The following is a 15,341-nucleotide window of genomic DNA, read 5'->3' as shown; positions in this document are numbered from 1 at the left end:
AGTGGATCCTCCTTTCACTTAATAATTATTCGTTTGATGATTTAATTTCTTCGCCAGATTTTTTAGCGATACGAACTTTTTTACCATCTACTACTTTAAATCCAACACGAGTTGGTTCGTTTGTCTTAGGATCAAGTAACTGAACGTTTGATACGTGGATAGTACCTTCTGTTTCTAAGATACCACCTTCTGGATTTAACTGAGTTGGTTTTTGGTGTTTTTTAATTATGTTAACACCTTCTACTACTACGCGTTCTTTCTTAGGTAATGCTTCTAAAACTTTACCAGTTTTACCTTTGTCTTTACCTGAGATAACGATTACGTTGTCACCTTTACGTACGTGCATGTGTAGGCACCTCCTTAGGAATATTAATTTTTATCATTATAGATTAAAGTACCTCTGGCGCTAGAGAAACGATCTTCATGAAGTTACCTTCACGTAATTCACGCGCTACAGGACCGAATATACGTGTACCACGTGGACCTTTGTCATCACGGATGATTACACATGCATTTTCGTCAAATTTGATGTAAGAGCCATCTTCACGACGTACACCTGATTTAGTACGTACAACAACAGCTTTAACAACTTCACCTTTTTTAACAACGCCACCTGGTGTTGCATTTTTAACAGTAACTACGATTACATCACCAATGTTAGCTGTCTTGCGACCAGATCCGCCTAAAACTTTGATTGTTAATACTTCACGAGCACCAGAGTTATCTGCTACTTTTAAGCGTGTTTCTTGTTGGATCATCTTTGTTTGACCTCCCTTATCTTTTTACTTCTATTAAATAATTACTGATTCTTCAACGATTTCAACTAGACGGAAACGTTTAGTTGCTGATAAAGGACGCGTTTCTGCAATCTTAACGATATCGCCCATTTTTGCTGAATTATTTTCATCATGTGTTTTATATTTTTTTGAATATTTTACACGTTTACCATATAATTTATGAGTTTTGTAAGTTTCTACAACTACTGTAATAGTTTTGTCCATTTTGTCTGAAACTACTTTACCAACGTAAACTTTGCGGTCATTTCTTTCACTCACAGTAATGAACCTCCTCTACTTGATTATTTGTTATCTGCTGCTTTCTCTTCTTCGATTTCTCTTTCGCGAACGATCGTTTTTAGACGAGCAATCGTCTTTTTAACTTTTCGAATGTTAGCAGTCTCTTCAAGTTGACCAGTTGCTAACTGAAAGCGTAAGTTGAATAATTGTTCTTTAGCTTCTTTGATTTCTTTTTCAATTTCAGTAGTGGTTAAATTTCTGATATCCTTAGCTTTCATTTGTGTCACCACCCAATTCTTCACGTTTTACAAACTTAGATTTAACTGGAAGTTTGTGTGCAGCAAGACGTAATGCTTCACGTGCTACTTCTTCTTGAACACCTGCTACTTCGAACAAGATACGTCCTGGTTTAACTACTGCTACCCAACCTTCAACTGCACCTTTACCTGAACCCATACGTACTTCTAATGGTTTCTTAGTGTATGGTGTATGTGGGAATATTTTGATCCATACTTTTCCGCCACGTTTCATATAACGTGTCATTGCGATACGAGCTGATTCGATTTGACGAGATGTAATCCATGCTGCTGTTTGAGCTTGTAAACCATACTCACCAAATGTTACTTCATTTCCGCCTTTTGAACGACCAGTTGTTTTAGGACGATGTTGACGACGGAATTTAACACGCTTTGGTAATAACATTATTATTTTCCTCCTTCACTAGACTTCTTTGTAGGAAGAACTTCTCCACGGTAGATCCATACTTTTACACCTAATTTACCGTAAGTAGTGTCGGCTTCTTCATGTGCGAAATCAATGTCTGCACGTAGTGTATGAAGTGGAACAGTTCCTTCTGAATATTGTTCTGCACGAGCGATATCTGCGCCACCTAAACGACCAGATACTTGTGTTTTGATACCTTTAGCTCCCAATTTCATTGCACGTTGGATAGCTTGTTTTTGAGCACGACGGAAAGATACACGGTTCTCTAATTGACGAGCAATGTTGTTTGCTACCAATGTTGCATCTAAATCAACTTTTTTGATTTCGATTACGTTGATGTGTACTTTTTTGTTAGTCAATGCGTTTAATTTGTTACGTAATTTTTCGATTTCAGAACCGCCTTTACCAATAACCATACCTGGCTTACCAGTGTGGATAGCGATATTGACACGGTTTGCTGCACGCTCAATTTCAACACTTGAAACTGAAGCTTCTTTTAATGCTTCTGCGATATATTTACGAACTTTTAAGTCTTCATGTAAAAGTGTTGCGAAGTCTTTACCTGCGTACCATTTTGCTTCCCAGTCACGAATTACACCGACACGAAGTCCGATTGGATTAATTTTTTGACCCACTATATTCCCTCCTTAATGATTTAGTGAATTATGCTTCTTTTACTTCTTTTTCGCCAACTACGATTGTAATATGGCTAGTACGTTTGTTAATCGCACTTGCACGACCTTGTGCACGTGGACGGAAACGTTTCAATGTTGGTCCTTCATTAGCGTAAGCTTCTTTTACAACTAAAGTGTCAGGATTTAAATCATAATTATGTTCTGCATTTGCTAATGCTGACATTAATAATTTCTCAACAACTGGTGATGTAGCTTTGTTAGTTAATTTTAAGATGGCAATTGCATCTGCCACTTCTTTACCTCTAATAAGATCTAAAACTAATCTCACTTTACGAGGTGCGATTCTTATTGTTCTAGCAACCGCTTTTGCTTCCATTGTGACTTCCTCCTCTTTTTAGAAATTAGCGTTTAGTCTTTTTGTCGTCTGCAGCATGACCTTTATAAGTACGTGTAGGTGCAAACTCTCCTAATTTATGTCCAACCATATCTTCAGTAATGAAAACAGGCACATGTTTACGGCCATCATATACTGCTATAGTGTGTCCGATGAAGTTAGGAAATACTGTTGAACGACGAGACCATGTTTTAATAACTGATTTTTTTTCACCTTCGTTTTGAGCTTCAACTTTTTTCATTAAATGATCATCAACGAAAGGTCCTTTTTTAAGACTACGAGCCATTATGGCGCCTCCCTTCTTATTTATTGCGCGCGGCATCTAAGCCGCACACGTAAATAAGGTATTATTATTTTTTCTTACGACCACGAACGATAAATTTAGATGAACGTTGGTTTTTCTTACGAGTTTTCTTACCAAGTGTTGGTTTGCCCCATGGAGACATTGGTGATTTAAGACCGATTGGTGTACGACCTTCACCACCACCGTGTGGGTGATCGTTAGGGTTCATTACAGAACCACGAACTGTAGGACGTTTACCCATCCATCTAGAACGACCGGCTTTACCGATTGTGATTAATTCGTGTTGTTCATTACCAACTTGACCGATTGTTGCACGACAGCTTGATAAGATCATACGAACTTCACCTGATTTAAGACGAACTAATACGTATTTACCTTCTTTACCAAGTACTTGAGCACTTGTACCAGCAGAACGGACTAATTGTCCACCTTTACCTGGTTTTAATTCGATATTGTGAATTGTAGTACCAACTGGGATATCGACTAATTGTAATGCGTTACCAACTTTGATATCAGCTTCTGGACCATTGAAAATTTGTTGTCCTACTTTTAATCCTTTAGGAGCAATGATATATCTTTTTTCACCATCTGCGTATACTACTAATGCGATATTAGCTGAACGGTTTGGATCATACTCGATAGTTGCTACTTTAGCAGGAATTCCATCTTTGTTACGTTTGAAATCAATTACACGGTATTGACGTTTATGACCGCCACCTCTGTGACGAACTGTCAATTTACCTTGGTTGTTACGTCCCGCTTTTCTCGGAAGCGGTTGTAATAATGACTTTTCAGGAGTCGTTGATGTAATTTCAGCGAAATCTGAAGATGTCATATTACGACGACCATTTGTAATTGGCTTATACTTTTTAAGAGCCATTGTCGTTTTACCTCCTTAATGGTAATTGTTTTTAGTTGAATAGATCTATTGAAGATCCTTCTTTTAGTGTTACGACTGCTTTACGACGTTTGTTAGTGAAACCATTGTAACGACCAACACGTTTAGCTTTCGCTTTAACGTTCATGATATTTACTGAATCAACTTTCACGTCGAAAATTTCTTCGATTGCGATTTTAACTTGTGTTTTGTTAGCACGTGTATCTACATCAAATGTGTATTTATCTAAAGCCATATCTGATGAAGATTTCTCAGTAATTACGGGGCGCTTAATAACATCTCTTGCTTCCATTATGCGAGCACCTCCTCTACTTTATCCACTGCTGCTTTAGTTATTACGACTTTACTAGAATCTAAGATATCTAATACGTTTAAGCTTTGTGCGTCGATAACTTTAACACCTGGAATGTTACGAGCTGATAATTCAACGTTGCTTTCAACTGTATCAACGATGAATAAAACTTTTTTAGAAAGTTCTAAATTGCTCATTACATTTTTGAATTCTTTTGTTTTAGGTGCATCGAAATTGAATGCTTCTAAAACTGTTAATTCGTTATCACTTACTTTTGCTGATAATGCAGAACGTAATGCTAAACGACGCATTTTCTTAGGCATTTTGTAAGAATAACTTCTTGGTGTTGGTCCGAATACGATACCACCACCACGCCATTGTGGCGCACGGATTGTACCTTGACGAGCACGACCTGTACCTTTTTGTTTCCAAGGTTTACGTCCACCACCACGAACTGCTGAACGATTTTTTACTGCGTGAGTACCTTGGCGTAATGAAGCACGTTGTAAATTGACTGCTTCGAATAATACGTGTTGGTTTGGTTCGATACCAAATACACTATCATTTAATTCGATTGATCCAGATTTTGAACCATCTACTTTTAATACATCAATATTAGCCATAATGTTGTTTCCTCCTTTCACATAAATAATTATTTATTACCTTTTTTAATTGAAGTTGTAAGTTTTACTAAACCTTTTTTAGGGCCAGGTACATTACCTTTTACTAGAATTACATTGTTTTCTGCATCAACTTTAACTACTTCTAAGTTTTGCATAGTAACAGTGTTTCCACCCATACGGCCTGGTAATTCTTTACCTTTAAATACTTTAGAAGCATCTGAAGCCATACCCATTGAACCAGAACCTCTATGGTAACGAGAACCGTGACTCATTGGTCCACGAGAGAAACCATGGCGTTTAATAGAGCCTTGGAAACCTTTACCTTTAGATACGCCTGTTGCATCAATAATGTCGCCTGCTTGGAAAGTATCTACAGTGACTTCTTGACCTACCTCGTATGCTGAAACATCAATGTTTCTGAATTCACGAGTGAAGCGCTTAGGTGCTGAACCAGCTTTTTTAGCATGGCCTTCAGCAGCTTTAGTTGCATATTTGTTAGATTTACGATCTTTTTTATATGCTTGTTTGTCTTCAAAACCGATTTGAACAGCGTTATAGCCGTCAACTTCTTCAGTTTTAGTTTGTAATACTACGTTTTGACTAGCTTCTACTACAGTTACAGGTATTAATTCACCGTTTTCTGCGAATACTTGAGTCATTCCAATTTTTCTTCCTAAGATTCCTTTGGTCATCGAAAGTCGCACCTCCTGTTATTTTAATGAATTATAATTTGATTTCGATGTCTACACCAGATGGTAAGTTTAAGCCCATAAGAGCATCAACTGTTTTAGGTGTAGGGTTAAGAATGTCGATTAAACGTTTATGCGTACGTTGTTCAAATTGTTCACGTGAGTCTTTATATTTATGAACGGCACGGATTACTGTATAAACTGATTTTTCAGTTGGTAACGGAATCGGACCAGACACTTGAGCTCCTGAACGTTTAGCTGTTTCAACAATTTTCTCTGCTGATTGATCGATCATGCGGTGATCATACGCTTTTAAACGGATACGAATTTTTTGTTTTGCCATAATTTTCCCTCCTTGTTCGTCTACTTTATAGTGATAGACTTCTCCACGAAAACTCTCTTACACACCGCCATGGCAAAGCGGCCGGGTGTGTCAGTAACCTCTCGCTTCATCGCTTCTTAAAGTCCAACATTAGATATGATACATGACTTTTAACTATTAATCAATAGTTATCCATATATTTTTTCTAATTGCATCTAACACATACCCAAGTATTATAACGGATATCCGCTAATATTTCAATAGGTAATATTTAAATAGATAATTTGTAATCTAAATGTTATAATATAAAAAGTAATTTTCTACGGGTGGTGAAATCATGAAGAGAGGAATTAAGTCTGTGTTACTTGTTCTTTCTATTATATTAGTAATTTCTGAATTATTATTAGCAATACCGTTTCTCGGGGGAGGAATTGTACTTTCAACAGGTTATAACGCTTTAGTTCTTAATGGTACATTGTATTTCATTGCAACGCTGATCTTATTGATTGATGGTCAAAATTCTGTAAAGGTTATTTTCATCATTCCATTGATTGGTTTAATCTTTAGTTTTGTAGCGATCATTCCTATTGTTGGATGGTTATTGCATATCATTATGTTCATACTAATGATTGTTTTCTTATTCACTATTATCGTAGCTCCTGTCTATGTACCTTCGAAGTACTATAAAACAACATATAAAAGTTAATACTTTCAATATTAAATAAAAACAAACCTGCAACGTCGAAGTTTCTCTTCGGCATTGCGGGTTTATTTTTATAATGTATTATCCATGAACGAATACGAAATATGCGACAAATACGAAGAATAGTCCGTACATAATTGGATGAACTTCTTTATGTCTTTTAGCTACAAGCATTGTTATTGGATAGAATATAAATCCACATGCAATACCTGTTGCTATAGAATACGTTAACGGCATCATGATCATTGTTAAGAATGCTGGTACCGCAATTTCGAATTTCTGCCAGTCTATTTTTCCTAAGTTACTAACCATCAGTACACCTACAATTACAAGCGCTGGTGCTGTTACCGCACTTGTAACCACAGCCATTAATGGTGAGAATAGTAACGCTGCAAGGAAACATAATCCTGTTACGACACTTGCAAAACCAGTTTTTGCACCTACTGCTACACCTGCACTAGATTCAATATAGCTCGTAGTTGTTGATGTACCAAATATTGCGCCGACAATAGTTGCTAATGAGTCAGCAAATAAAGCTTTACCTGCTCTAGGTAGTTTATTATCCTTCATTAATCCTGCCTGGTTAGCAACAGCTACTAATGTTCCAGCTGTATCGAAGAAATCTATAAACAAGAATGTAAGTACTACTATTAAGAATTGTACATTAAATATAGTAGATAAATCTCCAAATGCATGGAAAGCTGCACCAAATGTTGGTGATACACTCGGTACTTTTCCAATGATGCTATCTGGCATGCCAATTTGACCAGTGATCAATCCTGCAATCGCTGTTAAAACCATACCAACGAAAATTGCTCCTGGCATTTTCTTTGCCATCAATAGAATCGTAATAACAATACCGAATACAGCAAGTAGCACTTCTGGGTTATGAATCGTACCCAATGTTACTAATGTTGAATCTTCTTTCTTTACTATACCTGCGCCCTGTAACCCTACAAATGTAATAAATAAACCTATTCCCGCGGAGACTGCCATTTTCAACTCGAATGGTATTGCATTAATGATTACTTCCCTTAAACCACTCATTGTTAAACAGGCAAAGATCACACCAGAGAATAACACGCCTGTTAAACCTGTTTGCCATGGAATACCCATTGTTAATACAACTGTAAATGCAAAGAATGCATTTAATCCCATACCTGGTGCTAATGCTATCGGATACTTTGCAATCAGACCCATAAATAAACAACCAACAAGTGCCGCTAATGCAGTCGCAACAAATACAGATCCTTGATCCATTCTCATTGAATCTGGAATACCCTTAACACTAGCTAAACTTAACATCGATGGATTAACGGCTAATATGTATGCCATTGATAGAAATGTCGTTAAACCACCTAATATTTCTCTTTTATAATTTGTTCCCAATTCATCAAACTTAAAGTAACGTTTCATCGTAAGACTCCTTTTCATTTTCAACACAGTACATTGTATTACTATGTGCAGTAAAAATCAATACTCTTTACGAACATTAAGAAATAATAATTGTCTCATGTTCGTTTATCTGTCATATATGGGTGTGATCTCTTGATGAACGTTCTTTAAAATTTTAAATCTTTCAAAGCATCTTTGAATGGATTGTTTTCTACTTCTTCATTTTTCATATATTGTTTCATTTCTTTTTTGCCTATTTTGCCAGTCTTTTTATTTTTTAATCTTTGATCCATATGTTCTTGCGTTTCTGTATGACCACAAACACATCTATATGTTGCTGTTTTACCAGTACCGTATAAAGTTAATTTCTTCTTACAGTTTGGGCAACGCGCATTTGTTTGTCTTTGTTGATTCTTTTTCGTTTTACATGTTGGATCTTGGCATACGAGCATTTGACCATTTTTTGTTTTTACTTTCAACATAAATTTCCCACAAGTAGGACATTCTGTCGTAGTTACATTGTCATGTTTAAATTTATCATCACTATTTTTTATTTCAGAAACGATCTCTTTCGTAAATGCTCTCATTTCTTTCATAAATGTTTCTTTAGCATACTGACCCTTTTCTATTTGGTTCAATTTCATTTCCCAACTTGCTGTCAGTTCTGGTGATGTCAGTTGCTCTGGAGCTAGGTTCAATAATTGCTTCCCTTTAGTTGTGATTTTTATTTTCCCTTGAATAGCTTCTATTACGTTCGTGCTATATAACTTTTCAATAATGTCTGCTCTAGTCGCAACTGTACCAATGCCTCCCGTTTCATTTAACGTTTGAGCCATTTTTTTATCTTTAAGTTTAAAGAATAGTTGTGGTGATTCCATTGCTTTTAGTAAAGTACCTTCATTAAAGTACGCAGGTGGTTCTGTATCTTTATTAGATACATTTACATTTTGAATATGAACGTGTTGTTGTTCTTTAAATGGTAAGTTTTTGACCGTTGTTTTTTCTTGATGAATTTGTTTAAATCCTAAATCGATAGCCACTTCTTGTACAAGTTTGAATTGTTCGCCAGCACAAGTTAGTTCAACATTCGTTTCTTCATATTGATAAGGTGGTAATAACACTTCTAAAAATCGCTCAGCAACGAGCATATAAATTTTTTCTTCTCTTGGTGATAATTGTGACATATCCGGTCTTACCTCAGTTGGAACAATTGCATGGTGATCGGATACTTTTTTATTATCAACGAAGTGTTTCCCTGCTTTAATTTCTTTCTTAAGTAATGGCGTAGAATAAGATTTAAGCGACGTTGCACTTAAAGAAGCTACTCTTTCTTTTAATGAACCTACCATATCATCCGTTAAATAGTTAGAATCTGTTCTAGGATAAGTTAGTACTTTATGTTGTTCATATAAAGCTTGCATTGTATTAAGGGTTTCTTTTGCACTCATTTTATAATGTTGATATGCCGTTTGTTGAAGACTTGTTAAATCATATAATTTTTGAGCGTACTTTGTTTTTTTCTTTTTGTGTACTTTATTAATTACGCCGTCTTGGTTTTGAACTTTTTTCTTAATTTCTTCTATTAAATTAGCATCAAATGTTTTATCTCCATTTTGATGTGTCCATTTAAATTGATAACCTTCAACATCTAAATACATTTGATAATACTTTTTCGGTTTAAACGATTGAATTTCATTTTGTCTCATCTGTACTAAATTTAAAGTTGGCGTTTGTACACGACCACATGATAATTGAGCATCATATTTCGTTGTCAATGCTCTTGTCGCATTGATACCAACGATCCAGTCTGCTTCACTTCTACTGAGTGCAGCTTTATAGAGATTGTTATACGCTTCACCAGGTTTTAATTTTTTAAACCCTTCTTTGATTGCTTTTTCTGTAACTGAACTGATCCACAATCGTTTTAATCGTTTTTTTATTTTCGCTTTTTCGATTATAAGTCTAGCAACAAGTTCGCCTTCTCTTCCTGCGTCGGTAGCGATAATAATTTCATTAACATCATCTCGCTTCATTAAATGTTGCACAGTGTTAAACTGACTTCTTGTCTTTTTAATTACAACATGTTTCATATAATCTGGAATGATTGGTAACACATTTAAATCCCATTCCTTGAATTTCTTATCATATTCTTCTGGAGTAGCATTGGTTACTAAATGACCTAGCGCCCATGTTACGATATATTGTTTATTCTCAAAATATCCTTTCTTTTGATCATGTATACCTAATGCTTTAGCAATATCACGACCAACTGAAGGTTTCTCTGCAAGAACTAATGCTTTCATATTATTCACCCATTCTTTTTTACATTCGCATTATTATAACATGAATAAAAATGGTTCTAAAGCTATGAAAAACTTTTATAAACGAATAAATAATCGTATAATAGAGGAAAATAAGCGGGAATATTTAAGGAGTGACTATCGTGAACATTCTGCCACTTAATCATATTGATGAAATTTCAACGTATATTTTAGACAAAAATGCTGAAAATAAAAACTATGTAGAGTTTATACCACGCACATTGGATGAAATAAAGTTAAAATTAACGAATACCTTTGACGAGCAATCATTCTATTATATGGAAGACAATCAGGAAATTGTTGGCATACTTGGTTTCGAAAAAATAGATACACACGAAGTAAATGTGTGGGGACCAATTGTTAACGACACGTCTGATGAAACATTAAATGCACTTGAAGAAATGTGGAAGTTACTATTAAGTAATCATCCTGATGTACAATTTTGTCATATCGCCCTTCATAAAGATCATCAATTAAATAATAGTAAACTTAAAAGATTACATGCGGGATACGTTAAGACACATTACACATTAGAAATTCAGCAACCCCCATTAGCAATTGATGAGCATCATCAAATGACACCGTATAGTAAACCATATTATTATGCATTTCATAAATTACATGCTAACAGCTTTAAAGATAGTGATATTTCCGCTGACGACATCATTCATACGCTTGGTGACAATCACGCACTTTATCTATATATCGCTGAAGGATTAGTTAAAGGATACATTTATTCGTCCATCCAAACGTCTGAACAGTTAGCAACAATTCCATACTTAGCCTCTCATCACGATTATAGAAAACAAGGCATTGCCTTTCAGATGATTCACTATGCGACGACGGAAGCATTTAAACATGAAGATGTCCAAACGGTTCGCATACATGTAGACAGCAAAAAGCATGAACAAATTCAATTGTTATACGAAAAAATAGGTTTTAAAATTGTAGATGAAACACATCATTTTAAATACGTTCATACCTATTAAATATATAAATACGCACCGAAAAAAGACACCGGTGCGTATTTTTATTTTCATTTTACAAAAAAATAAAAAAAATAGTGAGCTATATTATTTACTTTAGGTTAAATTCGGGCGTATAATACGTGAAGTAATCGTAGTAATACAAATAATTTTAAGAAAGTGAGTCGTGTGTATGGAATATCTTATAGCTCTTTTACCAGCCCTATTCTGGGGGAGCGTAGTATTAATCAATGTTAAAGTCGGTGGAGGCCCTTATAATCAGATTTTGGGTACTACAATCGGCGCATTTATCATCGGTGTTCTTTTACTCATCTTTGGTGATGTAGATTTCAATGCAACCATCGTTATCGTCGGTATCGTTTCAGGTATCTTCTGGGCACTTGGACAAGGTTTCCAACTTCGAAGTGTTGAATTAGTTGGTGTTTCAATTACAATGCCAATTTCAACAGGTCTTCAATTACTTGGTACAACATTATTCAGTGCTGCATTTTTAGGCGAATGGTCTACTGGTGTACAAGTAACACTTGGTCTAACTGGACTAGTATTACTTATCATTGGTGTAATCTTCACTTCAGTTCAGAAAAAAGGTGAAGGAAACAGTAAAAGCACAAAAGCACTTGGTAAAGCAATTCCAATGTTATTAATTTCAACAGTTGGTTACGTCGTTTATGTCGTAATCGGACAAGTATTCAATGTTTCAGGTTGGGATGCGTTATTCCCACAATCTGTAGGTATGGTTATTGGTGGTATTATCTTATCATTCAAACATAAACCAACAGTGAAATATACTACAGCAAACTTATTACCAGGTGTTATGTGGGCATTAGGTAACATGTTCTTGTTCATCTCACAACCAAAAGTTGGTGTAGGAACAAGTTTCTCATTCTCTCAAATGTTAGTTATCGTCTCTACTTTAGGTGGTATCTTCTTATTAGGAGAACAAAAAACAAAACGCCAAATGACATTTATTTGGATTGGTATCGTTCTAATCATTATAGCCGCATTCGTTATCGGAGCAGCTAAATCGTAATTCAAAAATTTAGGAGTGTTTAATATGTATACAGATTTAAAAGATAAAGTTGTAATTATCACTGGGGGGAACAGTGGTATTGGTAAAGCAACATCAGAACGTTTCGGTAAAGAAGGTTCTAAAGTTGTAATTGGTTATTTAGATCACGTTGAAGAAGCAGAAAAAATCGTTCAATCTATTAAAGATGACGGTGCAGATGCAATTGCTGTTAAAGCAGACGTTTCTGTTGAAGATGATATCAAAAACTTAATCCAACAAGCACATGAAAAATTCGGTCGTATTGATGTTTTAATCAATAACGCTGGTTTCGAAAAACCAATCCCTTCTCATGAAATGAGTCTTGAAGATTGGTCAAAAGTTATCGACATCAACTTAACAGGTGCGTTTATTGGTAGTAGAGAAGTTATCAACTACTATTTAGAACATGATATTAAAGGACAAATCATTAATACAGCAAGTGTTCATGATGTTATTCCTTGGCCAAACTATGTCAATTATGCTGCAAGTAAAGGCGGTATGAAATTGATGATGGAAACTTTATCTATGGAATACGGTAAAAATGGAATTAGAATTAATAACGTTTCACCAGGTGCAATTGTAACAGAACATACACGCGAAAAATTCTCAGATGCTACAACTAGACAAGAAACGTTAGAAATGATTCCTTTAAATGAAATTGGTGAAGCTGATCAAGTTGCTAACTTAAATGCATTCTTAGCTTCAGAACAAGCACATTACATTCATGGTACAACTATTTATGTAGATGGTGGTATGACTAACTATCCAGCATTCATGGGTGGTAAAGGTTAATTCAAACCGAATTTAATATGAAAATTTAAACACTTCACCCCAGAAAGTGTTCAAACCAAACGATACCCCATCGTTTGGTTTGATTTTTTATATATAAAAAAAGAAGCTGGGACATAATATATGTCCCAGCTTCTTTAGCTTCAATTTATACAAAGAAAAATTGATAAATATAAAGTATGATAATTGAAATAACAATACTTAAGTTAGTTGCCATACCTACAATAGGCAAGGTCTTATATTTAAATGTTATCGCATATGATAATACAGATACACCAATAGGAAGTAACCAACCTATAAGTAGTGTTGTTTTTATCATTGGATCACTTACTGGTAGGAAGAAATGCACTAATAGTCCCATACTGAGTCCAAAACCATAATGGAACAATAAGTATTTCACAACTATAGGTAAATATGCTTTTTCAATTTTGAAATTCAAGAACAAACCAAGTAAGATCATTGATAATGGCATATTTGCATTTGCTATAATTTCAAAGAAGTCTATAGCTTTGTCAGGTATGTGTATACTCATTATATTTAAAACAAACATAAGCATATACGTCATCAATGGTACTGTTTTAAGTAAATTCAATCCCATTCGTTTGAAATCGAATTGGTCTCCACCATCATTGAAATAACTACCTACAAAATATGTCACACCAAACATAATTATTGCTGTACCGATATCTAACATACCAAAATAGAGCAAACCATTTTTAGGCCATATTTGTGCTACTAATGGGTAAGCAAATAATCCAATATTTACAGATGCAGCCATCATACCGACTGTACCTCTAATTTGATTATTATACTTTTTCGTAAATAGCCAAATGATTATTACTTTAGCAACTACACCGTATACCAACATTAATATTGGTAACCATCCTAAAGATAAATCTAAATCTGCACCATTTAAATTTACAATTACAAGTGAAGGTAATGTTACGTTTAAGACAAGCGTCGCTAGTATATTACCATCAGATGCTTTAAAGAATTTTAATTTCTTAAGTACATAGCCTAAAGCAATTAATAAGATTATCATTATAAATTTTTCTGTCACTTTATCACTTCTCTCTTTAACTCACATTTATATATATTAACAACTGTTTGTAAACTATGCACACTTTTTGTTTAAAGTTTGTTTAAATTGTACTAAAATGAGTTTAGTTATGCTTAATCACATCTTCAAACTGAACAGTAATGACTTTAGATAAATCATTAGGATCAATTTCGATTTGATACCCTCTTTTCCCAGCACTAACAATAAAACTTGATAAAGATTGCGCACGTGAATCAACGACTGTTTGAAATGCTTTTTTCATTCCAATCGGTGAACAACCACCGCGCACATATCCTGTAACCTTTGTAAGTTGGTCTAATGGTAACAACTCTAGCTTCTTCTGACCTACTGCTTTACTCGCTTTTTTCATATCTAGATGTTCAACAATAGGTATTACAAATACGAAATGTTCATTATTATGATTCATTAATACCAATGTTTTATACACTTGATTTTCAGGTTTTTGTATTAATTGTGCAACCTCATGTCCATCTAAGTGTGATTTCCCTATTTTAAATTCATGAATATGATAAAATATATTGTATTGATCAAGCATACGCATAGCATTTGTTTTTAATTTTTTCACTATATCACCTACTCATCATTATGTTATTTTAAAAGGAGTGTATACAATGGATTTAAATCAACAATTATCTGAACTTAAATATGACTACATTCGCATTCAAAATGATTTAGAAAAAAGAGAATCCACAGGTCATGCTACTGACTTATTAGAAAAGCAACTTGTGCAAATTGAAGAAGAAATCAGTAAGGTTCGAAATCAAATCAATCAAGATTAACGAAAGGAACTCAATATGTTAATACTCATACTATTATTATTCACCTTTATTTACCTCATTATAAGTTATTTAAGTATTTATCAGTTACATACAATGCTTACCCAAGCTTTGCGCTTTATAATGGGCTTAATGTTGGTTGTATTTTTAGGTAGCATTGTCTTTGGATTTGCCATAGAAATTTGGTGGATCTTAGCTGTACTTGTTTGTTTAGTGATTAATATTGAAATCACAGCTTTCAAATATCGTATTGAAGATAAGAAAGCAACGAAGCTATTAAACTATATGACAATATTTATACTTATCATATATATTATTTTATTATTTTTCGTATTTTAAAGTTTAA

The 15,341-nt window shown here is 34.4% G+C and carries 23 protein-coding genes; 6 read left to right on the top strand and 17 right to left on the bottom strand.

Translation table 11 applies throughout. The features are described 5' to 3' along the window. Positions 1–25 precede the first annotated feature (25 nt). The 13 genes from rplX to rpsJ form a co-directional block, all read right to left on the bottom strand. Positions 26–346 (bottom strand): 50S ribosomal protein L24, encoded by a 321-nt coding sequence (rplX, locus tag P3U32_RS02915; protein WP_323704109.1) that lies wholly within the window; start codon positions 344–346, stop codon positions 26–28. Between the two features lie 43 nt (positions 347–389). Further along, positions 390–758 carry a 50S ribosomal protein L14 gene (gene rplN, locus P3U32_RS02910; protein WP_016911102.1) on the bottom strand — a complete coding sequence of 123 codons (369 nt, stop codon included), beginning with the start codon at positions 756–758 and terminating at the stop codon, positions 390–392. Between the two features lie 33 nt (positions 759–791). Continuing rightward, entirely contained in the window at positions 792–1,055 is a 264-nt protein-coding gene (gene rpsQ / locus P3U32_RS02905) for a 30S ribosomal protein S17 (RefSeq protein WP_323704108.1), read from the bottom strand. A 23-nt stretch (positions 1,056–1,078) separates the two neighbouring features. After that, the gene (gene rpmC, locus P3U32_RS02900; RefSeq protein ID WP_016998808.1) at positions 1,079–1,294 is read right to left on the bottom strand and encodes a 50S ribosomal protein L29; all 216 of its coding nucleotides are present in this window, start codon (positions 1,292–1,294) and stop codon (positions 1,079–1,081) included. Then, on the bottom strand, positions 1,284–1,718 hold the full coding sequence (gene rplP, locus P3U32_RS02895) for a 50S ribosomal protein L16 (protein WP_016998807.1): 435 nt from the start codon (positions 1,716–1,718) through the stop codon (positions 1,284–1,286). Before rplP ends, rpmC begins: the two co-directional genes overlap by 11 nt. 2 nt (positions 1,719–1,720) lie before the next feature. Continuing rightward, on the bottom strand, positions 1,721–2,374 hold the full coding sequence (rpsC, locus tag P3U32_RS02890) for a 30S ribosomal protein S3 (protein WP_323704107.1): 654 nt from the start codon (positions 2,372–2,374) through the stop codon (positions 1,721–1,723). Between the two features lie 28 nt (positions 2,375–2,402). After that, entirely contained in the window at positions 2,403–2,750 is a 348-nt protein-coding gene (rplV, locus tag P3U32_RS02885) for a 50S ribosomal protein L22 (RefSeq protein ID WP_323704106.1), read from the bottom strand. Positions 2,751–2,775: 25 nt separating this feature from the next. Further along, entirely contained in the window at positions 2,776–3,054 is a 279-nt protein-coding gene (gene rpsS, locus P3U32_RS02880) for a 30S ribosomal protein S19 (RefSeq protein ID WP_025906792.1), read from the bottom strand. A gap of 64 nt (positions 3,055–3,118) precedes the next feature. Next, positions 3,119–3,952, bottom strand: coding sequence for a 50S ribosomal protein L2 (gene rplB, locus P3U32_RS02875; protein ID WP_323704105.1), 834 nt, complete (start codon positions 3,950–3,952; stop codon positions 3,119–3,121). 31 nt (positions 3,953–3,983) lie between these two features. Continuing rightward, the gene (rplW, locus tag P3U32_RS02870) at positions 3,984–4,262 is read right to left on the bottom strand and encodes a 50S ribosomal protein L23 (RefSeq protein ID WP_323704104.1); all 279 of its coding nucleotides are present in this window, start codon (positions 4,260–4,262) and stop codon (positions 3,984–3,986) included. After that, positions 4,262–4,885 (bottom strand): 50S ribosomal protein L4, encoded by a 624-nt coding sequence (rplD, locus tag P3U32_RS02865; RefSeq protein WP_323704103.1) that lies wholly within the window; start codon positions 4,883–4,885, stop codon positions 4,262–4,264. The genes rplW and rplD overlap by 1 nt, the downstream gene beginning before the upstream one ends. Positions 4,886–4,914: 29 nt before the next feature. Next, a complete protein-coding gene (gene rplC, locus P3U32_RS02860) occupies positions 4,915–5,577 on the bottom strand; it encodes a 50S ribosomal protein L3 (RefSeq protein ID WP_323704102.1) in 663 nt (220 codons plus the stop codon). A gap of 31 nt (positions 5,578–5,608) precedes the next feature. Next, positions 5,609–5,917, bottom strand: coding sequence for a 30S ribosomal protein S10 (rpsJ, locus tag P3U32_RS02855; protein WP_016998799.1), 309 nt, complete (start codon positions 5,915–5,917; stop codon positions 5,609–5,611). Positions 5,918–6,233: 316 nt separating this feature from the next. Between rpsJ and P3U32_RS02850 the strand changes: the two genes are divergently transcribed. After that, positions 6,234–6,602: a hypothetical protein gene (locus P3U32_RS02850; RefSeq protein WP_323704101.1), complete on the top strand. Its 369-nt coding sequence runs from the start codon at positions 6,234–6,236 to the stop codon at positions 6,600–6,602. Between the two features lie 78 nt (positions 6,603–6,680). Here P3U32_RS02850 and P3U32_RS02845 read toward each other — a convergent pair whose 3' ends face one another. Together P3U32_RS02845 and P3U32_RS02840 are read right to left on the bottom strand one after the other, a co-directional pair. Next, positions 6,681–8,015: an NCS2 family permease gene (locus P3U32_RS02845; RefSeq protein ID WP_323704100.1), complete on the bottom strand. Its 1,335-nt coding sequence runs from the start codon at positions 8,013–8,015 to the stop codon at positions 6,681–6,683. Positions 8,016–8,161: 146 nt separating this feature from the next. Then, positions 8,162–10,297, bottom strand: a complete 2,136-nt coding sequence (locus P3U32_RS02840) for a DNA topoisomerase III (RefSeq protein ID WP_323704099.1) — start codon at positions 10,295–10,297, stop codon at positions 8,162–8,164. A 140-nt stretch (positions 10,298–10,437) separates the two neighbouring features. Here P3U32_RS02840 and P3U32_RS02835 point away from each other — a divergent pair, with 140 nt between their 5' ends. The 3 genes from P3U32_RS02835 to P3U32_RS02825 all read left to right on the top strand — a co-directional run bounded on the left by P3U32_RS02835 (position 10,438) and on the right by P3U32_RS02825 (position 13,141). Further along, positions 10,438–11,304 (top strand): GNAT family N-acetyltransferase, encoded by an 867-nt coding sequence (locus P3U32_RS02835; protein ID WP_323704098.1) that lies wholly within the window; start codon positions 10,438–10,440, stop codon positions 11,302–11,304. A 169-nt stretch (positions 11,305–11,473) separates the two neighbouring features. Then, positions 11,474–12,331: a GRP family sugar transporter gene (locus P3U32_RS02830; protein WP_323704097.1), complete on the top strand. Its 858-nt coding sequence runs from the start codon at positions 11,474–11,476 to the stop codon at positions 12,329–12,331. 24 nt (positions 12,332–12,355) lie between these two features. After that, positions 12,356–13,141 (top strand): glucose 1-dehydrogenase, encoded by a 786-nt coding sequence (locus P3U32_RS02825; protein ID WP_323704096.1) that lies wholly within the window; start codon positions 12,356–12,358, stop codon positions 13,139–13,141. Positions 13,142–13,286: 145 nt separating this feature from the next. Here the strand turns inward: P3U32_RS02825 and P3U32_RS02820 are convergent, their stop codons facing one another. Together P3U32_RS02820 and ybaK are read right to left on the bottom strand one after the other, a co-directional pair. After that, the gene (locus P3U32_RS02820) at positions 13,287–14,198 is read right to left on the bottom strand and encodes an AEC family transporter (protein WP_323704095.1); all 912 of its coding nucleotides are present in this window, start codon (positions 14,196–14,198) and stop codon (positions 13,287–13,289) included. Positions 14,199–14,301: 103 nt separating this feature from the next. Continuing rightward, the gene (gene ybaK, locus P3U32_RS02815; RefSeq protein WP_323704094.1) at positions 14,302–14,784 is read right to left on the bottom strand and encodes a Cys-tRNA(Pro) deacylase; all 483 of its coding nucleotides are present in this window, start codon (positions 14,782–14,784) and stop codon (positions 14,302–14,304) included. A gap of 46 nt (positions 14,785–14,830) precedes the next feature. Here ybaK and P3U32_RS02810 point away from each other — a divergent pair, with 46 nt between their 5' ends. Both P3U32_RS02810 and mspA read left to right on the top strand, forming a co-directional pair. Next, positions 14,831–14,998 carry an SE1832 family protein gene (locus P3U32_RS02810; protein WP_323704093.1) on the top strand — a complete coding sequence of 56 codons (168 nt, stop codon included), beginning with the start codon at positions 14,831–14,833 and terminating at the stop codon, positions 14,996–14,998. A gap of 15 nt (positions 14,999–15,013) precedes the next feature. After that, positions 15,014–15,334, top strand: a complete 321-nt coding sequence (gene mspA / locus P3U32_RS02805; RefSeq protein ID WP_323704092.1) for a membrane stabilizing protein MspA — start codon at positions 15,014–15,016, stop codon at positions 15,332–15,334. Positions 15,335–15,341: the final 7 nt, after the last annotated feature.

The organism is Mammaliicoccus sp. Dog046 (genome assembly GCF_034039665.1).
Classification (GTDB): Bacteria; Bacillota; Bacilli; order Staphylococcales; family Staphylococcaceae; genus Mammaliicoccus.
Note: the sequence above shows the minus strand (reverse complement) of the source record. Positions and strands in the feature narration are given on the sequence as shown.

Coding starts and splice junctions, on each gene's coding strand:
- rplX (WP_323704109.1), bottom strand. CDS start 346: ATGCACGTACGTAAAGGTGACAACGTAATCGTTATCTCAGGTAAAGAC.
- rplN (WP_016911102.1), bottom strand. CDS start 758: ATGATCCAACAAGAAACACGCTTAAAAGTAGCAGATAACTCTGGTGCT.
- rpmC (WP_016998808.1), bottom strand. CDS start 1,294: ATGAAAGCTAAGGATATCAGAAATTTAACCACTACTGAAATTGAAAAA.
- rplP (WP_016998807.1), bottom strand. CDS start 1,718: ATGTTATTACCAAAGCGTGTTAAATTCCGTCGTCAACATCGTCCTAAA.
- rplV (WP_323704106.1), bottom strand. CDS start 2,750: ATGGAAGCAAAAGCGGTTGCTAGAACAATAAGAATCGCACCTCGTAAA.
- rpsS (WP_025906792.1), bottom strand. CDS start 3,054: ATGGCTCGTAGTCTTAAAAAAGGACCTTTCGTTGATGATCATTTAATG.
- rplB (WP_323704105.1), bottom strand. CDS start 3,952: ATGGCTCTTAAAAAGTATAAGCCAATTACAAATGGTCGTCGTAATATG.
- rplW (WP_323704104.1), bottom strand. CDS start 4,262: ATGGAAGCAAGAGATGTTATTAAGCGCCCCGTAATTACTGAGAAATCT.
- rplD (WP_323704103.1), bottom strand. CDS start 4,885: ATGGCTAATATTGATGTATTAAAAGTAGATGGTTCAAAATCTGGATCA.
- rplC (WP_323704102.1), bottom strand. CDS start 5,577: ATGACCAAAGGAATCTTAGGAAGAAAAATTGGAATGACTCAAGTATTC.
- rpsJ (WP_016998799.1), bottom strand. CDS start 5,917: ATGGCAAAACAAAAAATTCGTATCCGTTTAAAAGCGTATGATCACCGC.
- P3U32_RS02850 (WP_323704101.1), top strand. CDS start 6,234: ATGAAGAGAGGAATTAAGTCTGTGTTACTTGTTCTTTCTATTATATTA.
- P3U32_RS02845 (WP_323704100.1), bottom strand. CDS start 8,015: ATGAAACGTTACTTTAAGTTTGATGAATTGGGAACAAATTATAAAAGA.
- P3U32_RS02840 (WP_323704099.1), bottom strand. CDS start 10,297: ATGAAAGCATTAGTTCTTGCAGAGAAACCTTCAGTTGGTCGTGATATT.
- P3U32_RS02830 (WP_323704097.1), top strand. CDS start 11,474: ATGGAATATCTTATAGCTCTTTTACCAGCCCTATTCTGGGGGAGCGTA.
- P3U32_RS02825 (WP_323704096.1), top strand. CDS start 12,356: ATGTATACAGATTTAAAAGATAAAGTTGTAATTATCACTGGGGGGAAC.
- P3U32_RS02810 (WP_323704093.1), top strand. CDS start 14,831: ATGGATTTAAATCAACAATTATCTGAACTTAAATATGACTACATTCGC.
- mspA (WP_323704092.1), top strand. CDS start 15,014: ATGTTAATACTCATACTATTATTATTCACCTTTATTTACCTCATTATA.